Raw genomic sequence first — 17,921 nt, forward strand, 5'->3', positions numbered from 1 at the left:
TGTCAGGTGAAGAAACTACTAAACAGCCTCTTGAATTATTCAAGAAACATAGGGATCATCAAGAAATTTATCCTATTTTATCTCATTACGATTTTTATCCCTGTCATCATTATCTATTACGTTTCGTATACGAATACCGTAAACCTGATTCAAAGAGAGATTCAAACTTCGCTGTCGAGCCTGTCCGTCCAGGTCAATAACAATTTGGAGGACTGGTTAAAGAAGATGGACAGCATGACCTCTACGATGTATACGTCCGCGCTGCTCAATACGCTGAGCAAGGAAAAATATGAAACCGATTCCCTGGAATTCGTTAATGATCACCGTGAATTCGATAAATTTTTTATGTACGTACTCACGCAATCCAATGAAATCGCGAGCATCTACGTTTTTACGCAAAATAAAAACATGTTTTACAAATCTTATGCAGGATCCGTGAAGCTTCACTACGATCCGGAGGGCGAAGAATGGTATTCCCGCACGCTCAATAACAAAGGAAAGACAACCTTCTTCGGTCTCCATGATCCGTGGCCATTATCTAGCGGCAAAGGCAACGTCTTCTCCTTCTCCAGGGAAATTCGCAACATGGAAGGCGAGCACTTGGGCGTACTTCTCGTTGATATTAAGCTTAATTCCATCAGCCAACTGATCAGCAGATCCGCCGATACGTACAACAGCAAATTTCTTGTTATGGACAATAACGGGAACCTCGTTTATCACGATAAAGAGATCGAATTTGCTAACGATGAGAACGCCCTGGCGAAATTAAACCATTCCGATACTCAGCCGTCTACCACTGTCATTAACGGAAAAACCTTTCATTTGACATCGCAAACTTCCGACATCTCCGGTTGGAAAATCATTAGCGTCACTCCGGAACAATCGTTTAATCAGCATACGCTAAAACTGTTCGTGTTCTATGCGATCATCACGGCGATTTCGGTGTTTGTATTCTCGTTCATGCTGCTCCTCCTGTACTTGACGATTTATAGACCTATCTACAGACTCAATCATTCCATGAAGAAGGTAGAAGCCGGCGACTTTAGCGTACAGATGCGAGGACTTGCCAAAGATGAAATCGGACAATTGAATACAAGCTTTAATCAGATGGTCGTCAAGGTGAAGGACTTGATTGAAAGCGAATACAAAGCTACGATCTTGCGCAAGGATGCTGAACTTAAGGCGTTACAGGCTCAGATCAATCCCCATTTTCTGTACAACACGTTGCAACTGATTAGCAGCATAGCCGTCGTAAAAAAGATCCCTGAAATTAATCGCGCCTCCTTGTCTCTCGGCTATATGCTCAGGTACAGTATTCAATCGTCGGGCGACCTCGTGCCCTTCAAGCAAGAGCTGGAGCATGTCACAAGTTATTTGGCCATTCAGAAGATCCGGTTGGAGGACGAAGTATCGATTAACGTCGATGTAGGACATGGAGTTGAAGAACTTGAAATTATGAAGCTCACCCTCCAGCCTATCGTAGAAAATGCGTTCCAGCATGGCATAGATAAGAGACGCGTTCATGGCATAGTCGAGCTCAAAGCGGAGGCGGTCAACGATCAGTTAATCATCAGCATTAGGGACAACGGAATCGGAATGAGTGAGGAAACTCTGAGAAATCTGATGACTTCCCTGGAGAGCAGTGTCGATCATCTGCCTAACAACGGGAAAGAGAATATCGGCCTTAGCAATGTGTATTCGAGATTGAAATTGCATTACGGCGCAAAGTGCGCCATTCGGATCAGTAGTCAATACGGGGAAGGCACGGAGGTTATCATCACGGTTCCAGCCATTAAACATCAAGGGGAAAAACATCATGTATAAAATCATGCTAGTCGATGATGAAGTATGGGTTCGCAGATCTCTCAAGGAGCAAATTCATTGGAGCGCACTACATGCGGAGTTCTGTTGCGAAGCTGCAGATGGGGAAAACGCTTATCGCCTTGCTATGGATTTGCGTCCGGATATCATTATTACGGATATCAAGATGCCGCTTATGGACGGCATCGAATTCATGGACGCCCTGCAAAGGGATTTACCGCACATCAAAGTCATTGTCATTAGCGGCTATTCCGAATTCGAGTACGTACAGAAGGCAATGGTGCGTAAAGCGACCAACTACATTTTGAAACCCATTGAGGAGCAGGCTCTTAACGAATCCCTGTCTTTGGCGATTAACGAAATTTGGAACACTCGTCTGGAACGAGAGGAAAAAATAAATCTTCAAATGACATTAAATCAGAACCTTCCCGCGCTTCTAGAACAATACTTGAATCGGATCATATCGGATACAGGAATTACGGGCAAGCAATTCCTTACTCTCCTGACCGATCTGGATATTCAGTTTGACAGGAGCAGCAGCTTTCTCATCGCCGTTATCCATACGCATAACTACGAGCAACTGCTAAACACCAAATTCAACAACGATGATGTGTTGCTTAACTACTCCATGAACAACATTATTAGCAAGTCCGGCGAGGGCTCTACCGAATTATTGTCTGCCCGTAACATCAAGAATAAGAACGAACATATCGTGTTGCTGAGCTGCTTCTCGCCTGCTTCAATGCACGAAGGGGAAGAAAAGTCCTCGCCGCGAGAACTGTTGCATACCATCCTCGATAATCTCAGGAGTTATCTTGGGGCCGACGCTAGTGCAGGAATCGGGGCCGCCTATGAACGGATAGAGAACATGACCAACTCCTATGTTGAAGCCACTCATGCATTAAAGCAGTTGAGGGTTCGCGATGCTCGAGGAGTCATATTGTACGAGGAAGTCAGAAAAAAGGATAAGGAACCGAAAGACGATATCATTGGGAAAATCGTTGAATATATGAAATCGAATTTTAAGGAACCGATAACTCTTGAAACGGTTGCAGAGCGTTTTGCTCTTAATTCTTCGTACCTCAGCCGGTTATTCAAGCAGGAGTGCGGCGAAAATTTTATCGATTTTCTTACTCGAATCAGAATTGAAAAGGCAAGCAAGCTCATGCTCAATCCTCATCTCAAAACGTATGAAATCGCTGAAATCGTCGGTTATGAGAACACCAATTACTTCAGCAAAGTGTTCAAGAAAATCATCGGACTGTCCCCGACCGAATATAGAGAGAAATTTATACAGGACTGAAAAAACACGTCCGAGCGGATTTTACTCCACTCGGGCGTGTGGGCGATCTAAGACTCGGATCAGCTTACAGTTGTGCTATCGTGCAAGGTTTCCAGCATCGCATAAAAATAACGGGGCTCGCCAGTTTGAAAATAGTTATACCACGCCTCTAACGTATTCTGCGCAAAGAGATCAAGATGAAGAATGACCTCGCGAGCCAGTTCGAGTCCCCCTGCTGCACTCGTAGTGATCAAATTGCGATCCTTTACGATTTTCTCGTCCCTGTACAAAGCTTTTCCTTCATACGTTGGGGAGAAGAGGGTCAAATAATCCAAGCTATTGCTCGTATGCTGACGGTCGTTCAACAAGCCGGCATCGGCAAGCGCGAGCGTCGCGCCGCATATGGCGGCAACGTTGCCTCCGCTGTCGAGCAATTGTTTAGCCCTTGCAATAATAGGCGCATGCTCGGGATTTTTCCATGTATCCGCGCCGGGCAGAAGCAGAATCGCAACTTCATCGTCCACAACGTCCTCGATCGTCACATCGGGTACAATCGTCAAACCTCCCTTAGTTACAATTGGGCTTTTGGAAGACCCAACTGTTTTGACAGGGATGCTGCTCCCGCGATTTTTGAAATATTGCCCGGAATTCAGCTCCGCTGTCACATAACCAAGCTCCCAATCCGCCATCGTATCCAATACATAAACATATGCGTTTTTCATAAACTCTTCTCCTTAGGCATTGTAATATTGTTCAATGAACGACTTCAGTTCGTTTGCATAAAGTTCAGGGGCTTCTAATACTCCAAAATGACCGCCATAGAGCATACGCTTGAAGCTTTGCACATGAAAATTTCTCTCCGCCCATTCCCGCGGAAATTGAATTTCTCGAGGAAATAGAGCAATTCCCGCCGGGACTGTGCCTTTCTTTGCGAGCGCGGAAGCCGCTTCCTTCTCTTGATTCATCGTCGCGGTCAACCAGTACATTCGCGCGGCCGATCCGGCCGTCCCGGTCAACCAGTAAATCATCAAATTGGTCAACAACTCGTCCTTTCCGCCGAAAGCTTTTTCGACGCCAACATCGCCTGCGCCAGAATGAATCATGCTGATGATCCATGCCGCAAAGCCAACAGGAGAATCGTTCAGCGAATAGGCTAGCGTTTGCGGTTTGGTAGCTTGCAGCCTCAAATAAGCCCCCTCTGAACCGACCCATGATTGCGTACTTCGGATAAATTGCCGCTCAGCTTCACTCAACGACGCAGGGTCCTCTTTACCTGTTGGATAACCCGCATCCGTTAGAAAAATGGCTCGCACGACATCCGGGTACCGATTGGAGATCTCAGAAACAATTCCGGTACCGATATCGCCTCCGCAAGCCGCAAAATGCGTGTAGCCTAGTATTTGCGTCATCAACTTGTCGAACAATTCTGCCACCTTGATCGGCGTTGTCGTTCTGCGATCCGAGAATCCGAATCCGGGAATCGACGGTACAATCAGATCGAAGTCTCCGGATAGCAGCGGAATGACCTTGTGATAGCGATAAAAACCGTCCGGCCAACCGTGAACGAGCAGCAGCGGTATTGCATTTCGTTTTGGGCTTTTGACATGTACGAAATGTATCCACGTATCATCGACCAGCGTCTTGAAATGCGGCAATTCGTTTAATTGGGTTTCATGAGTACGCCAGTCATACTGCGTTTTCCAATAGTCCGTCAGCTCTCGTAAATAATGCAGATCCGTTCCCATCGACCATCCTGCGTCTTCAGGATCGTCGGGCCAACGGGTTTGGTTTAGCCGCACTTTCAAGTGATCAAGTTCTTCCTGAGGAAAATGAATTTGAAATAATTGTATGATGCTCTCCCCTTCCTACAATTGATTGCCCATTATGATTTCATTGTAGGGGAGGGGATTAAGCGGGTATTGTAAATTTTTTACCTTACAACGTTGATTAAAGAGGGATATGGTTCGGATGAAGGCTTTTTTTATTTCGATATTCCATCGGAGAAAGACCGGAGAAGGCTTGAAACTCTTTGATGAAGTGCGGCTGATCGTAATAATTGCACTTTACGGCCAGATCAGCCCAGTCTATCGGGTCGGGCTGCCGGATCCAACGAACAGCCGATTGAAAACGTACAATTCGGCCATATTTTTTGGGCGTCATCCCCACTTCCATTTTAAATAAATGGATAAATGTCTTGGCGCTCATGTTGACCTGGTCAACGATGTCTGCTATCGAATGAAACTGATCCGGTTGCTCTAATGAAGCAAGCGCAAACTGCACGGCGGCATTCGCTGGCTGTGAGGACGAGCACTTCATCAAGAGATATTTCTCAAGTATGCGAAACCGCTCTGCCGAAGACACGGTATACAACAGTTCATCTCGCAGATCCGTGGCTAAGCTTCCCCATAGGTCAGTTAACGAGGCATGCGTGTTTTGCAATTCTATTGAAGGCAGCCCAAGAAACGACGCAACTTTGCCACGCTTAAAGTGCACTCCGATCATCGATCGCTCGTTGCCCGAATCCGTGATGAAATATTCGCTCTGCGGTCCGCTGATCACGGAAGCTTCGAGTCGCTTCTTCTCTCGGGACCGATCGCTAATATGCGTTCTATTCTGGCCAAGCTCAATGACGAGATCGACAGATCCGTCAGGAAGAGTAAGCCTTCTCGCGCTTGGAGGATTCATGCCGTCAAATTGCCAAAAGTATGCGACAAACGAAGACAAAGGAGGCTTCGGAACATAGGTTTGGAATCGCATGAGATTCACCGGCCCGTCTTTCCACTATTTTTCATAGAGAATTCATGAAATTCAATATAATCTACTTTCCTTCGTATTGAGGCCTCTCTGCCCCCGATTCCTGTTATGAGAAATAATCACACTCGAGAACAACAATCCGTCCTTGTAATTAAGATTCATTTTTAGGCATTCTCCGTATCATTGGCTTGCTTCGAACTTCTACGACAATGTTCTGGTTTGACGTATGATAAACAAAACATTCATTCTTTGCATCGAAAAGCTCTTTCCATGCTGCCTCTGCGTCCGGAATCGGTTTGATAACCGCAACTTCTTCCACATGAAGTTTGTTATCCTCAAAATGGGACTTCAATTCTTCTACCAGTACGAATTGGTCAGGGAAAAGATCCCTCACTTCGGACCACAGCATGTTGCTCACCCTCTCGATATAATCACCGTTTTCTTATATTTTATCATTGTTTGAATGCCGTGAGTATACTGCGATCGGGTAACTATCTTGATGCCCCTGCTGGGCGTAACTCTAATGAAAAATGCTTCTTGCGAGTTCTAAGAACTTAGCAAGAAGCATTTTTATTTTAGCTTTTTAGTTTCTTCCAGTATTCATAAGAGTGAACGACGACGCCATCATATGAAGAGTAGGACGACAATAGCTTGGGCAGTTTCGCTAGCTCTTTCTCCATATAGGCATTTCCTTCTTCGTAGAAGGATACGAAGTCCCCTTCGTTGCTCTTTTTCGTTTCTACGCCAATCAACACCTTTTTACCTAAAGCATCTGCTGCGGTCATAACTTTAGGAACAAGGGTTGAAATGCTATTCGATCCATCTGCATGATCCCGGTACGCCATGACGGTTACGGAGTCGTGCTTGGAGATGAGCCATTTGCTGATCGAAGTTTTAGGGTCATTAGGGATAGGTGTCTTGTCAAGCCAGAAAGGAATGTCGCAAGACACTTGGAGCGTTGAGTCTCGCTTGACGTATTCCATATAAGCCTCAACATTTCCCATCCACTGTTTGATCACGTCCGCCTGCTGCTTGCTCTTCCATGCAGTAAGGGTGTACGGCTCAATATCAAGATGAATGCCGCTTATGGTTTCCTTACTTGTGACTGCTTTATTATACTTGATCACCCAATTGGCCAATTCGAAAATCCGAGTCCGATTTTCTTTCAAGCCCCAATTTGCTTTTCCGCCTAAAGCTTCGATTTCGATTCCTGCAGCGCGCGCCCTTTTGATAAACGGTTGATAATAAGCGGCTTTCTTGGTTGGATCGATCTTCAGGTACAGCAGGTTTACGCCATGATTCTTGGCAAACGATAAGATTTGATCAGGCTCGGTGACGATCAATGAGGAGTCCCAAAGCCAGGTCCCTCTTCGCGGAGGATCCTGGGAAGAGAATCCCGTCAAAATCGTAGCCACAAACATGAGCAGGCAAACTGCCGAAAGATGTACAAGCTTCATTTTATTCCGTTCACTCCAATCGACCTTCCAATAATCACCTCATCTTATCGCGCCCCTTCGATCATCTCAATAGTCCGATCAAACCAAATTGAAGACCAATTCTTCCTTAATGACCTCGACGATATGATCGACAAACCCTGCAAGCTCTTGCTCATTCGGGCCTTCTGCCATGACCCGCACAATCGGTTCCGTCCCCGATTGACGAACCAGCACTCTACCGCTTCCGTCCATTTTAGTCTCTACTGACTTGATAGCTTCTTCAATTTTTGGATTCCCTGTCAATTTCGACTTGTCCTCTACTTGAACGTTCACCAGAAGTTGTGGGTACTTGGTCATGCGCTCGGCATGTTCGCTCAGCGATCCGGAAGCGGACTTCAGCACATCCATCAACTGGATAGCACAGAGCATTCCGTCCCCGGTCGTATTATAATCCAGCATGACGATATGACCTGACTGCTCACCGCCAAGGTTATATCCGCCTTGTACCATTTCCTCCAACACATAGCGATCTCCGACTTTGGTTTGTTTGGCTTCGACTCCATTTTCCTCAAGCGCCTTATAGAAGCCCAGGTTGCTCATCACAGTAGAGACCACCGTATTGTTATTCAGTCGATGGCGATCCTTCATGAATCCGGCCAGAATGAAGAGGATATGATCCCCGTCCACGATCGTTCCCTTTTCATCGACGGCAATAAGCCGATCCGCATCCCCGTCGAAGGAAAGGCCTAGATTGGCCCGATGTTCCACAACTGCCCGTTGAACCGCTTCCGGATGAGTTGAGCCGCAGTCCTCGTTAATATTCAACCCGTCCGGTCGATGAGCTAGGACAATCGTCTCGGCACCCAAATCTCGGAAAAGCTGAGGCGCAAGCATGGAAGCCGCCCCATTGGCGCAATCCACTACGACTTTAAGCCCTTCGAACCGATTGTTAACCGTGGACTTGAGATAAGAAATATATTCTTGTCCGCCTTCGAGATCATCTTGTACGCTGCCAACACCACTGCCAATCGGGCGAGGGATGAGATCCTCATCCGATTCAAGAAGCGCTTCAATCTCCGCTTCCATTTCATCCGACAGCTTAAATCCGTCGCCTCCGAAAAATTTAATCCCGTTATCCTCTACAGGATTATGAGAAGCGGAAATCATAACCCCTGCATCCGCTCCCCTTGCTCTCGTCAAGTACGCTACACCCGGCGTAGAGATGATGCCTAATCGTACAACATCTGCACCGATAGACAATAACCCTGCAACAAGAGACGCTTCCAGCATTTCACCCGAAATGCGGGTATCCCGTCCGATTACGATTTTAGGGCGTTTCCCCGGCTTGCTCCGAGTTAGCGCATATCCGCCTGATCGGCCTAGTCGAAACACCAATTCAGGCGTTAATTCTCTATTGGCAACGCCTCGTACTCCATCCGTACCAAAATATTTACCCATACGTATCGTCCCTTCCCTTACGATCTCGAGGCTTTTTCCCAGTTTTTGTAGTCATGGATCGCAAAGCCTTCATAGCCGGCATACCACCGCATGACGATATGGCTGAGCTGCATTTGCCGATGCAGGCTGGATTCGCCCTTCTTATAAAAGGAAATGTGCTCCCCTTCATCCGAAGGGACCATTTCCAGACCTATGAGCACAGGTTTCCCTGCTTGAGTTCCTTCTTTAATCATCGGGAGCGCATTAGCTATGATCCCGTTTCCCCCGATGGCGAAATTCCGATAATCCATAAGCACAACGCGGTCAAGCCGCTCGAGCATCCAAGCGCCCACGTTACCGCTTCCGCTATCGCCGGCAGGAATCGTATGAATCCAGAAAGGGAGATCGGCTGATACTCGCAAGATTAGATCCCGCTTCGCCATTTTGACCAAATCGTCCACATTCCCCATCCATTGGCGTACGATATCGCCGCGATCCTGATCCCATTCCTTTAGCAGATAAGGTTCAATGTCCACGTGGATGCCGTCAAAAGCAGCTTGCTCACCCGCAGCGCTTTGATAACCTTTCATCCATCCGATAAAAGCTTCAATATCCTCTACATGATCGGTTAATCCCCAGGCCGGATCCCCGCCCAACGCCTCGACTTCAATCCCTAAACGATGGGCTTCCTCGACGAAAACTCGATACGGTTCATAGTCTTCTGACTTACGATCGATGTGCAGGAAGATCACGTTCACGCCTTGCTCTTCGGCAAAAGCGAGCATTTTACTTTTGTCTTGCATCAAAGTCGTTGTGTCCCATACCCAGGTGCCTTTAATCGGCGGCTTTTCCAATCCCCATTTCAGCATTAAAACCGTTGCGATCACCAGGCAGATGAGCATGGTGATCATAATCCTTTTAAGCGCCAACAGGAACTTCCACATCTTTAGAATGGATTCCGGTTCCTAGCTTATGGATGTTATCCGACTTGATCTCCGCAAAGGCGTTGCGCGTATCAATGATCGGAACTCCCATGTCGGCTAGCTCATGATAGCTGAAGCTTCGGTGATTGGTGATGAGCACCATGCAATCATATTGGGCAAAAACTTCCGGATCGTATTTTACTGTCTGAACGATGCGGCCGTGCTCGTCTTTGAACGATGTCGCGTACGGATCGTAATACTCGACTTTCGCCCCGCTTTTGCGGAACAATTCATAGATTTCCAGGCCAGGAGATTCGCGTAGATCGTCGATATCCGGCTTATAGGACATGCCTAATAGGAGGACTTTCGAGTTGCGGATCGATTTCGCATACACATTTAACACTTGAGCTGTTTTGTTCAGCACATATTCCGGCATATTGTCGTTAATCGATTGGGCCAATTCGATAAACTTGCTATAGAAACGGAATTCTTTGGCTTTCCAAGACAAATACATCGGATCCAGCGGTATGCAGTGACCGCCGATTCCCGGCCCCGGATAGAAAGACATGAATCCGAACGGTTTCGTAGAAGCCGCTCGAATCACTTCCCACACGTCAATGGCCATTCGATCGCACATCATGGCCAATTCGTTGACGAAAGCGATATTGACGCTACGGAACGTATTTTCAAGCAGTTTGGACATCTCAGCTACTTTAGGCGAAGAAACTGGAACGACGGTTTCGACCACGTTGTTATACAAATTTACGCCTAACTCTTTGCATTTCTCGGTCGTTCCGCCAATGACCTTGGGCGTATTGTACGTATTGTAGTTGGGATTACCCGGGTCCACGCGTTCCGGCGAGAAACAGAGGAAGAAATCCCGACCTACCGTTAAGCCTAGAGCCTCAAGCTCATATTCGATTAACTCTTCCGTCGTTCCGGGATACGTCGTGCTTTCAAGGACAATCAAAGTTCCTTTTTTGATATATTTCTTAATCTCGTTCACAACGCTCACGATAAAGGAAGTGTCGGGATCTTGATTCTCGCTGAGCGGCGTCGGTACGCAAATGCTGATCGTATCCAATTCCCGAATCGTTTCATAGCGGTCCGTTGGCACGAATCTCCCGCTGCTCACGGCATCGCCCACTACAGAACCTGGAACATCTTGAATATAGGACTCTCCATGAAGAAGAGACTCTACTTTACGGCTATCCAAATCGATGCCGTATACGGTAAAACCGCCTTTCACCATTTCCATCGCTAACGGCAATCCTACGTACCCCAGGCCAACGACGCCTACTTTCGCCGTTTTATTTTGCAAGCTTTCTTTTAAAGTGTTATAGATCATGTGGTATCCGCTCCTCGAATTCGCCATTTTAATGGGTTGTAGTTAGTCTTTTCACTTTCCATTCCAATTCAGAGATCGAAAGCGGCTTTGTTACGTAGTCGGCAGCCCCAGATTCATAAGCGCGACTCATGCTTCCTACGGGCTGCTTGTCCGTCAGAACGATCACCTTGCTTTCATTCGCATCCCGTTGAATGCTGCGGATGAGTTGGTATCCATCGAGGATAGGCAAATTCAATTCGGTAATGACGAGTTCCGGTAATCGTCGAAAGTATTCATCGTAAGCCTCTTGTCCATCTCTGGCCTCATATACGCGATATCCTTTTAACTCCAGTCGGATCTTGATGAATTCGCGAACGATATCGTCGGTGTCGGCAATCAGAACGGATGTCGCGGCATTGGCCGCCGTAAAAAAGCGAATGTCATCATCGCTCCCTTTGCTCTGGATGGTCTGTTGAATGAAATCCGCGATCGCCGACTCGGTCGGTTTTCCACTCCCCGGAAAGCTTGATACAATCAATTGCCCCTGCAGCAGATTCTGTTTTTGGAGTAAATCTTTCAGCACCAGAGAAGCATAATGTGTGCTGCCCAATGTCCCATTACCCAGCACGGCACACAATATTTGATTCGAATCGTCATAGAAAAATTGCACCTCAAGAGACGCATCGTTTTGACTCATCAGTCGTTTCGCCTGCTCGAGCGAATTGGGGGTTATATTCGCGCAAGGAGCCAAGATGACGCCGCACGAAGCGTTTTTCTTAGTCGCCGAGTGAATGTATTGTAAAAGCTGTAACGTGAATTCCTGTATGCTATTGCGGATCACAATGGCCATATTCTCCACTCCTTTAATCTATATACTTGAGATTTATTTATTGAAATTGGTTCTAACCATCGTTCCCCACGAATTATTGTTGCGGAAGAAGTCGATGTGCCCCAAAAATCTCCACAGAACGCCTACTTGACGATAGCCGAGAAACATAAGGAGCGAGTAAAGCATCATTTTATTGAGATCACTCAGTTTCGGATAGCGGCTAAACGCTTTTTCCTCGATAAATAAAGCGCCAAGACTAAGAATGAAGCAAGAGAAAAAGTTCACTAGCATAAACACAACGACTGTTTTCCAATCTGCCATATTCAGCAGCCAATAACCGATCATGGCGATCAAACCGCTCAAGCGGAAGTAAGGGTTTAAAGTCTCAAAAATAATGTTATAGGGAAGCGTTAAAAATCCGAACACCTTGTATCGAGGGCGGAAGATCATATGGATGCCTTCTTCGATCATGTTCTTCAAGTTACCGCGTCCCCAACGCATCCGCTGACTGCTTAAAATCCGATAAGTATCCGGAGCTTGCGTCCAGCACACGGCATCCGGGCAAAAAGCGACTCTATAAGGTATTTTGTTCTCCAGGCAATAACGATGAAGCTTGATGACGATGTTCATGTCTTCCCCGGGGTATCCGCCGCGGTAACCGCCTACGGCAATCACTTTATCTTTTTGAAAGACGCCGAAAGCACCGGATACAATGATCAACCCGTTAATGGCACTCCAGCCGATCCGACCGCCTAAGAAAGCTTTGATATACTCTACATTCTGGAGAGCAGGCCACATTTTTTTCGGGAATTTGATGTTTTTGACTATTCCGTCTTCTACTGTACAACTGTTGACGATTCGAACATTTCCGCCGACCGCAACCGTATCTTCAGGGTTTTCCATATATACTCTGGCGATTCTCGTCAAAGCATCTTTCTCCAGAAGCGAATCCGCATCAATGGTCGAAATCAGAGGATAGTGAGAAAGGTTAATCCCCGCGTTCAAGGAGTCCGCTTTCCCTCCATTTTCTTTATCGATGAAATACAAATTCGGATATTCGGGATTATGATAATAACCTCTGACCTTTTCTGTTTTCACGTGTTTGGCGACAAACGGCTTGATTTCTTTGAGTTGAAACTCCTCGATCATGATCTGAGCAGTATCGTCTTTGGAACCGTCATTCACGACGATGACCTCATATTCGGGATAATTCAAAGCCAATAACGATCGTACATTTTCTTTAATCGTTAATTCTTCGTTATAGGCAGGGACTAACAATGACACCGGCGGAACATGTTCGGAGCCGGATAACTTCTGTACGCGATTGTATTTGATCCCTCTTTGGAGAGGGAACGTATGACGAATCGATAAGCCGAAGATCAGGAAATAAACGAAAGTAATCGCGAGTGCATAATACATAGCAAAGTAACCATATCCCAACAAAAAGTCGCGTATGTGGTGCAATGCTTGTTGAATATAAAAATCTAGCATTCTCATGCTTGTTTCCTCCTAAACCGATAAGCTACACGACACGATAGATTCGTTTGTTCTTTCCGAACGTTTTTTCGTAATGGTAGGATAGCGAATTATACCGTGTCAGTTGGTCATGATCATGGAGCTGTTTGGAGAGAGACTTGATTTCTTCCTCAATCAGCATTTGAAGATACATCCCTTGCTCCGATCCTCTTACTTCCGCGGCGACTCCGCACAACTGGGCGATTCCTGCTTCCCCAAGAACCAATAATCCTTTCGCACTGGCAACGGATACCCGCTTACTTTCATCCAATAATGCGTCTTTCATGACATGGATATACGTCACCAGTTTCAGATCAGAGATCGCTTGAACGATTTGGACACGCACTTCATCCAACGGATGCTGTTGCAGTTTTTGAACGACGTTTCTAGGTAAAAAGTGAACGGATTTCAGATAGATTTCCACGGCTTTATGTTGAATGGTTGTATCCGAGGAATCGATGAGACGATAGACAGCTGAAGCCACTGTCGGCTCGGTATAGTCTTTCAATCCGCACAGCCCGATATGAATGAAATCGTTGCTTTCCCGCTGAATAAATTCCGCAAACAGTGCCCCATGGTCGATATCCGCTTCTTTAATCATGTCAACAAGCAAATCGTAAAATCCTTTGTTATGACTCAGTAGAATCTGTACCATTTCCTTCACATCCCGTTCATCGCGAGCGCACTTCGCAATGGAGCGAGCGATGACAAAGAGGGAAGAATTCAGTTTATGCGTTCGGAGTAGCTTGAGCAGATCCGGAACGGCTTCCTGAACTCTCATACAGCCCAAATGATAAGCCGCATCGATTTTCCCAGTATAAGATCCTTTCTTCAGACGATTCAGATGGTATTGCACTAACCCCAGCTGTTCGCAGAGCTCCATGCATCTTTGGCGAGGTGTTCCGGTAAAATTCTCGATCATATCATTCAAGCGCTCTTGTATCACTTCTTGTTCCACTTTGTTCAATAAAAACGGCGGTGCTTGTAAGGGTCCTTCTGCTTCGATATTAACCAGGACATAAGTAAGGTAATCTTTGATTTTGACTTCAAACTTGCGCCTTAATCTGGTTTTTCTTAACGTTCTGATTTTCATGAAATAAACGACGAAGGCGAAAACAATATTCAAAAGGATAAGAACATACAAAATTTTGATCGCCGCTTCGAGATTGTTATACAAATCGAATCATTCCTTCATTCGTTTTACTTGGATACCGGTTGATCCGCCTCATGCATCGCTTCCTGCATCAGCGAATAGCTTTGTTTTGGACGTTCCACATATTTGACATCGACATCTTCCCACCTTTTCCAAGTGTAAAGCGGGAGTTGCGATACCGGATAAGGGTTGTCCCCTTCGAGTCCGACGACTTCCTTCGAATCTTTACGGACAATCCATGGAACAATACGAACGCCTTCGACTTTCTCGGATTCAAACTGTTTCGTTCCCGTATCTTCGTAGCTAATGACACTAAGTGAGCTTGGATCGCTGAACCCTAGCAGCGCCCACGGAATACGAATTTCCAATTCATTCCCTTTGGCCTGCCACATCGCCTTTGAATTATAGTTCGGATCTTGCGGATCGCTAGATCCTCTCAACATGTCTCCGACTCCGATATCGCCGAAGGGATGATTGACTCGGGAATCCGGTTTTTCGAGCAAGTAATTAACGACCAATTTCCATGGATTAAAAATACCGCTATCGTCCTGCAGTTCTTTGGGATCATAAGGAAGTATTTTCGATAGCTTGCCATATAAGCGGGTATGGAAGTCATAATTGGAAGCAATCATCATCTGCCCTTTATCCTGGTTTCCGATTTCGAGCAGCGTTTCCAATCCTTCATCCAGCGTCTTTCCTTGGAGCTGAGGTGCATGGCGATTGCCGCCCTTTAAAGTGTCGAATCCGAAATAGATTGAATTTTTGGATAAATCCAAAGGTTCAGATAATTTTATCGAGAGATATAGATACCCTTCATCATGCGTTGCCCATATTCCATTGAAACCATCGATATGAAGATCAAGCTTCGTCTTATCCTTATCATCGAGCTTGTCCCAGTCCGAAGCATCCCCGTCAATATGAATGACATCGTCTTTACTTGGATACATGCCGAGCACCCCAAAATGGGATTCGTTCGTTAGCGTGTTATACCAATAAGCCCGTCGGTCGGGAATGTCGTAGTACATCGTGTTCCAGGTTTTCTTGAACCATTCGTCCTGCCATGTAAACAAGATCGCGCCGGAATAGCCTTCCTGATGGATTTCCCGGAACATATCCGCATCCATCTCCCCTTGGGTCTTGTCGTCGTGGCCACCTTGATTGCGTCCGAGCATGCCTGTATGGGCAACGCCTTGCGAGGCGGGAACGCCAAACTCGGTAATCATAACCGGCATATCGCTATGGTATTCCTTCAACTTGTGAAGATAGGTTTTGTAGCTATCCACCTCGCCTTTAACGTTCTTCATCGTTTGGAACGACTTGTCAAAGGTGAAGAAGTCAGGGTAATAAGGGTAGACGTGATAGGAGGCAAAATAACCGGCTTCCCAATCTACGGCTGCGATATGCGTCGGATCGACGCTGACCATATCTTCAGCAACCAGTGGCTCGCCAGGATGTTCGAGCGGGTCGGTGGTCACCCAATTCGAGAATGCAATCGGGTGCTGCCATCCGTGATTTGCTTCCGTTGTGGCTGTGATGTCGACCATCTCGGCCAACCATTTTTCAAAGGGATTCGCCCCGGGTTTGCTCTGAAAATGGTCTCCTTTATAATCAGCTGTACCCACATTGCTCTTATTCGTTTTATCCACCATAACTGGATCCCATTCTGTGCCGACGATCCATCCCATGAGATACGGGCCTGCATTAAATACGTAATTCCCGCTGGCTTTACCGGAATGCTCTTCGGCATCAAGATCGATATTTCCGTATACCGCTTCTACAGCGTCTTGAACCTCTTTCTCGAACTTCTGTTTTACTTGCGGATCAAAAGCATTCTGACCTGCAATCAATTGTTCTTCCGGGCTCCATATGCCTTGGATGAAAAAGAGCGGATTATCCTGATGCTTCGCATTATAGCGGACCAAAGATTCGTAAAACTCCGGCTTTAAGATGGTGTACACGCGAATGACGTTGGCGCCCATCTCTTGAATCATCTTAAACCATCTCATATAGTCGTCTTTCGAAATCTCAAGTTCGCCTGGGAAATGTCCTGGAACAGTAGCTCCCATATTGACCCCTTTAGCAAAGTATGGTTTCCATATTTGGTTTTGGAATTGCTCGATTTGTGTCCCGTTCGTTTTGAACTTTATCTTAAATCCGTTACCGATTTCGGCGCTCTCTACTTTAGCCATAGGCGGCATCAACCAATAAACGGCCGCTCCGCCCACGATTACAGTAGCAAGTCCGAATTTGAAAAGTCGGCTTTTGAATAACTTTTTCATAGCAATGATGCTCTCCCCCCGTTGAGACCACCATAATGTAGCACAGTGCGACAAGTCGCATCAACAAATCCTGCACGATATTGGCATTAACAATTTTTTAGAACTTTAATGTTTGGCGGAAATCATATTAGGCCAAAAAGCGGTCTGAACACCGTTTGAATCGTACATTTTCGAAAAATGCATTTTCTCATTTAACAGCAAAAAGAACAGCCTGCACTGCAAGCTGTTTAAGGATGTGATTCAAAAACCACACCTTTTCTCTGTAACATAAAGGTGATATTATGAGTACTATAGGTTACAAGTAACGCAGTTGGAGGGTTCTCGACGATGAGTGAGGATGTTCTAGAGAATATGATAAAAGTTCAACGAGCCAAAATGAATTTGACACAAGAACAGTTAGCAGATTTGATTGGGGTCACCAGGAAGACCGTCAACACAATTGAAAACGGCAAGTTCATACCGAGTACAGTGTTAGCCATTAAGATGGCAAGAGTTTTTGGTCTTCCGGTTGAGGAATTGTTTACTTTGAAATAAATGCGGTGCTTTTCCACGAGCCTTTACTCAGCCTGTAATAATTATACTTCTCGCCATCTAACTCAATCCTATTTTGAAATTCGAAACCGCATTTTTGTATGACTCTATTTGACGGTATGTTGCGTAAAAGAGCAATTGCATTGAGCACTTCGACGTTCGTGTTCTCGAACAAATACTTGATTAACCCTTGAGCCGCTTGAGTCGTATACCCCTGACTTCGATGATCTTTTGATATTGCAAACATGATCTCTCGATTAGGAGGCGGCAATTCGTCCTTTATTCCCGTGCAACACCAACCGATAAACTCTCCCGATTCCTTTAAAATAATTCCCAATCGAAGACGGAGTTCACCGATATTCCCGTCAGTTGTAACCGTATTAAGAAACTGCTTATTTTCTGGTATCTCGTAATTTAGAAACCAATCTTCCCGCTGCTCTTTAGATACATTCCAACCCGGTAAAAATTCATTAATTTCAGATTGCCAGGTTAAAGAATGAAAACTGTCTAAATCAGCAGTTATAAACTCTCTTAAAATAATATGTTTACAATCAATAATGAAAACTTTTTCTCGCCCAGTAGAATGGATGTTATTACTCATCATTGACTCCTTTAGTAGCATAATTGCCATTAC

Annotated in this window: 16 protein-coding genes; 3 read left to right on the forward strand and 13 right to left on the reverse strand. The window is 45.8% G+C overall.

All coding sequences use genetic code 11. The annotated features are described in order from the left end of the window. Positions 1 to 6: 6 nt before the first annotated feature. Positions 7 to 1,824 (forward strand): sensor histidine kinase, encoded by a 1,818-nt coding sequence (locus tag ACFPOF_RS21690; protein ID WP_378136541.1) that lies wholly within the window; start codon positions 7 to 9, stop codon positions 1,822 to 1,824. Next, positions 1,817 to 3,124: a response regulator gene (locus tag ACFPOF_RS21695; RefSeq protein ID WP_378136543.1), complete on the forward strand. Its 1,308-nt coding sequence runs from the start codon at positions 1,817 to 1,819 to the stop codon at positions 3,122 to 3,124. The genes ACFPOF_RS21690 and ACFPOF_RS21695 overlap by 8 nt, the downstream gene beginning before the upstream one ends. Before the next feature lie 59 nt (positions 3,125 to 3,183). Here ACFPOF_RS21695 and ACFPOF_RS21700 read toward each other — a convergent pair whose 3' ends face one another. The 12 genes from ACFPOF_RS21700 to ACFPOF_RS21755 all read right to left on the reverse strand — a co-directional run bounded on the left by ACFPOF_RS21700 (position 3,184) and on the right by ACFPOF_RS21755 (position 16,756). Further along, entirely contained in the window at positions 3,184 to 3,825 is a 642-nt protein-coding gene (locus ACFPOF_RS21700; RefSeq protein WP_378136545.1) for a DJ-1/PfpI family protein, read from the reverse strand. A 12-nt stretch (positions 3,826 to 3,837) separates the two neighbouring features. Then, the gene (locus ACFPOF_RS21705) at positions 3,838 to 4,956 is read right to left on the reverse strand and encodes an epoxide hydrolase family protein (RefSeq protein WP_378137100.1); all 1,119 of its coding nucleotides are present in this window, start codon (positions 4,954 to 4,956) and stop codon (positions 3,838 to 3,840) included. A 94-nt stretch (positions 4,957 to 5,050) separates the two neighbouring features. Further along, on the reverse strand, positions 5,051 to 5,860 hold the full coding sequence (locus tag ACFPOF_RS21710; RefSeq protein WP_378137102.1) for a DUF6597 domain-containing transcriptional factor: 810 nt from the start codon (positions 5,858 to 5,860) through the stop codon (positions 5,051 to 5,053). Positions 5,861 to 6,008: 148 nt separating this feature from the next. After that, complete coding sequence (locus ACFPOF_RS21715; protein ID WP_378136547.1) at positions 6,009 to 6,266, reverse strand: hypothetical protein; 258 nt, start codon at positions 6,264 to 6,266, stop codon at positions 6,009 to 6,011. Between the two features lie 166 nt (positions 6,267 to 6,432). Then, positions 6,433 to 7,200, reverse strand: a complete 768-nt coding sequence (locus tag ACFPOF_RS21720; protein WP_378136549.1) for a hypothetical protein — start codon at positions 7,198 to 7,200, stop codon at positions 6,433 to 6,435. A 192-nt stretch (positions 7,201 to 7,392) separates the two neighbouring features. Beyond that, positions 7,393 to 8,751 carry a phosphoglucosamine mutase gene (gene glmM / locus ACFPOF_RS21725; protein ID WP_378136551.1) on the reverse strand — a complete coding sequence of 453 codons (1,359 nt, stop codon included), beginning with the start codon at positions 8,749 to 8,751 and terminating at the stop codon, positions 7,393 to 7,395. A gap of 17 nt (positions 8,752 to 8,768) precedes the next feature. Then, complete coding sequence (locus ACFPOF_RS21730; protein ID WP_378136553.1) at positions 8,769 to 9,659, reverse strand: glycoside hydrolase family protein; 891 nt, start codon at positions 9,657 to 9,659, stop codon at positions 8,769 to 8,771. Continuing rightward, a complete protein-coding gene (locus ACFPOF_RS21735) occupies positions 9,649 to 11,001 on the reverse strand; it encodes a nucleotide sugar dehydrogenase (protein WP_378136555.1) in 1,353 nt (450 codons plus the stop codon). The genes ACFPOF_RS21730 and ACFPOF_RS21735 overlap by 11 nt, the downstream gene beginning before the upstream one ends. A gap of 28 nt (positions 11,002 to 11,029) precedes the next feature. Continuing rightward, the gene (locus ACFPOF_RS21740) at positions 11,030 to 11,830 is read right to left on the reverse strand and encodes a response regulator transcription factor (RefSeq protein ID WP_378136557.1); all 801 of its coding nucleotides are present in this window, start codon (positions 11,828 to 11,830) and stop codon (positions 11,030 to 11,032) included. A gap of 33 nt (positions 11,831 to 11,863) precedes the next feature. After that, complete coding sequence (locus ACFPOF_RS21745) at positions 11,864 to 13,264, reverse strand: glycosyltransferase family 2 protein (RefSeq protein WP_378137104.1); 1,401 nt, start codon at positions 13,262 to 13,264, stop codon at positions 11,864 to 11,866. 67 nt (positions 13,265 to 13,331) lie between these two features. Next, positions 13,332 to 14,501, reverse strand: coding sequence for a hypothetical protein (locus ACFPOF_RS21750; RefSeq protein WP_378136559.1), 1,170 nt, complete (start codon positions 14,499 to 14,501; stop codon positions 13,332 to 13,334). A 23-nt stretch (positions 14,502 to 14,524) separates the two neighbouring features. Next, on the reverse strand, positions 14,525 to 16,756 hold the full coding sequence (locus ACFPOF_RS21755; protein WP_378136561.1) for a hypothetical protein: 2,232 nt from the start codon (positions 16,754 to 16,756) through the stop codon (positions 14,525 to 14,527). Between the two features lie 327 nt (positions 16,757 to 17,083). Here ACFPOF_RS21755 and ACFPOF_RS21760 point away from each other — a divergent pair, with 327 nt between their 5' ends. Further along, on the forward strand, positions 17,084 to 17,290 hold the full coding sequence (locus tag ACFPOF_RS21760; RefSeq protein ID WP_378136563.1) for a helix-turn-helix transcriptional regulator: 207 nt from the start codon (positions 17,084 to 17,086) through the stop codon (positions 17,288 to 17,290). Here ACFPOF_RS21760 and ACFPOF_RS21765 read toward each other — a convergent pair. Then, positions 17,277 to 17,891, reverse strand: coding sequence for a GNAT family N-acetyltransferase (locus tag ACFPOF_RS21765; RefSeq protein ID WP_378136565.1), 615 nt, complete (start codon positions 17,889 to 17,891; stop codon positions 17,277 to 17,279). The genes ACFPOF_RS21760 and ACFPOF_RS21765 overlap by 14 nt on opposite strands. Positions 17,892 to 17,921 lie beyond the last annotated feature (30 nt).

The sequence above is a fragment of the Cohnella soli genome (assembly GCF_042655525.1).
In the GTDB taxonomy this organism is placed as follows: Bacteria; Bacillota; Bacilli; order Paenibacillales; family Paenibacillaceae; genus Cohnella; species Cohnella soli.

Bases quoted from the DNA above. Each gene is read 5' to 3' on its own strand.
- ACFPOF_RS21695 (WP_378136543.1), top strand. From the start codon at position 1,817: ATGTATAAAATCATGCTAGTCGATGATGAAGTATGGGTTCGCAGATCT.
- ACFPOF_RS21700 (WP_378136545.1), bottom strand. From the start codon at position 3,825: ATGAAAAACGCATATGTTTATGTATTGGATACGATGGCGGATTGGGAG.
- ACFPOF_RS21710 (WP_378137102.1), bottom strand. From the start codon at position 5,860: ATGCGATTCCAAACCTATGTTCCGAAGCCTCCTTTGTCTTCGTTTGTC.
- ACFPOF_RS21715 (WP_378136547.1), bottom strand. From the start codon at position 6,266: ATGCTGTGGTCCGAAGTGAGGGATCTTTTCCCTGACCAATTCGTACTG.
- glmM (WP_378136551.1), bottom strand. From the start codon at position 8,751: ATGGGTAAATATTTTGGTACGGATGGAGTACGAGGCGTTGCCAATAGA.
- ACFPOF_RS21735 (WP_378136555.1), bottom strand. From the start codon at position 11,001: ATGATCTATAACACTTTAAAAGAAAGCTTGCAAAATAAAACGGCGAAA.
- ACFPOF_RS21740 (WP_378136557.1), bottom strand. From the start codon at position 11,830: ATGGCCATTGTGATCCGCAATAGCATACAGGAATTCACGTTACAGCTT.
- ACFPOF_RS21755 (WP_378136561.1), bottom strand. From the start codon at position 16,756: ATGAAAAAGTTATTCAAAAGCCGACTTTTCAAATTCGGACTTGCTACT.
- ACFPOF_RS21760 (WP_378136563.1), top strand. From the start codon at position 17,084: ATGAGTGAGGATGTTCTAGAGAATATGATAAAAGTTCAACGAGCCAAA.
- ACFPOF_RS21765 (WP_378136565.1), bottom strand. From the start codon at position 17,891: ATGATGAGTAATAACATCCATTCTACTGGGCGAGAAAAAGTTTTCATT.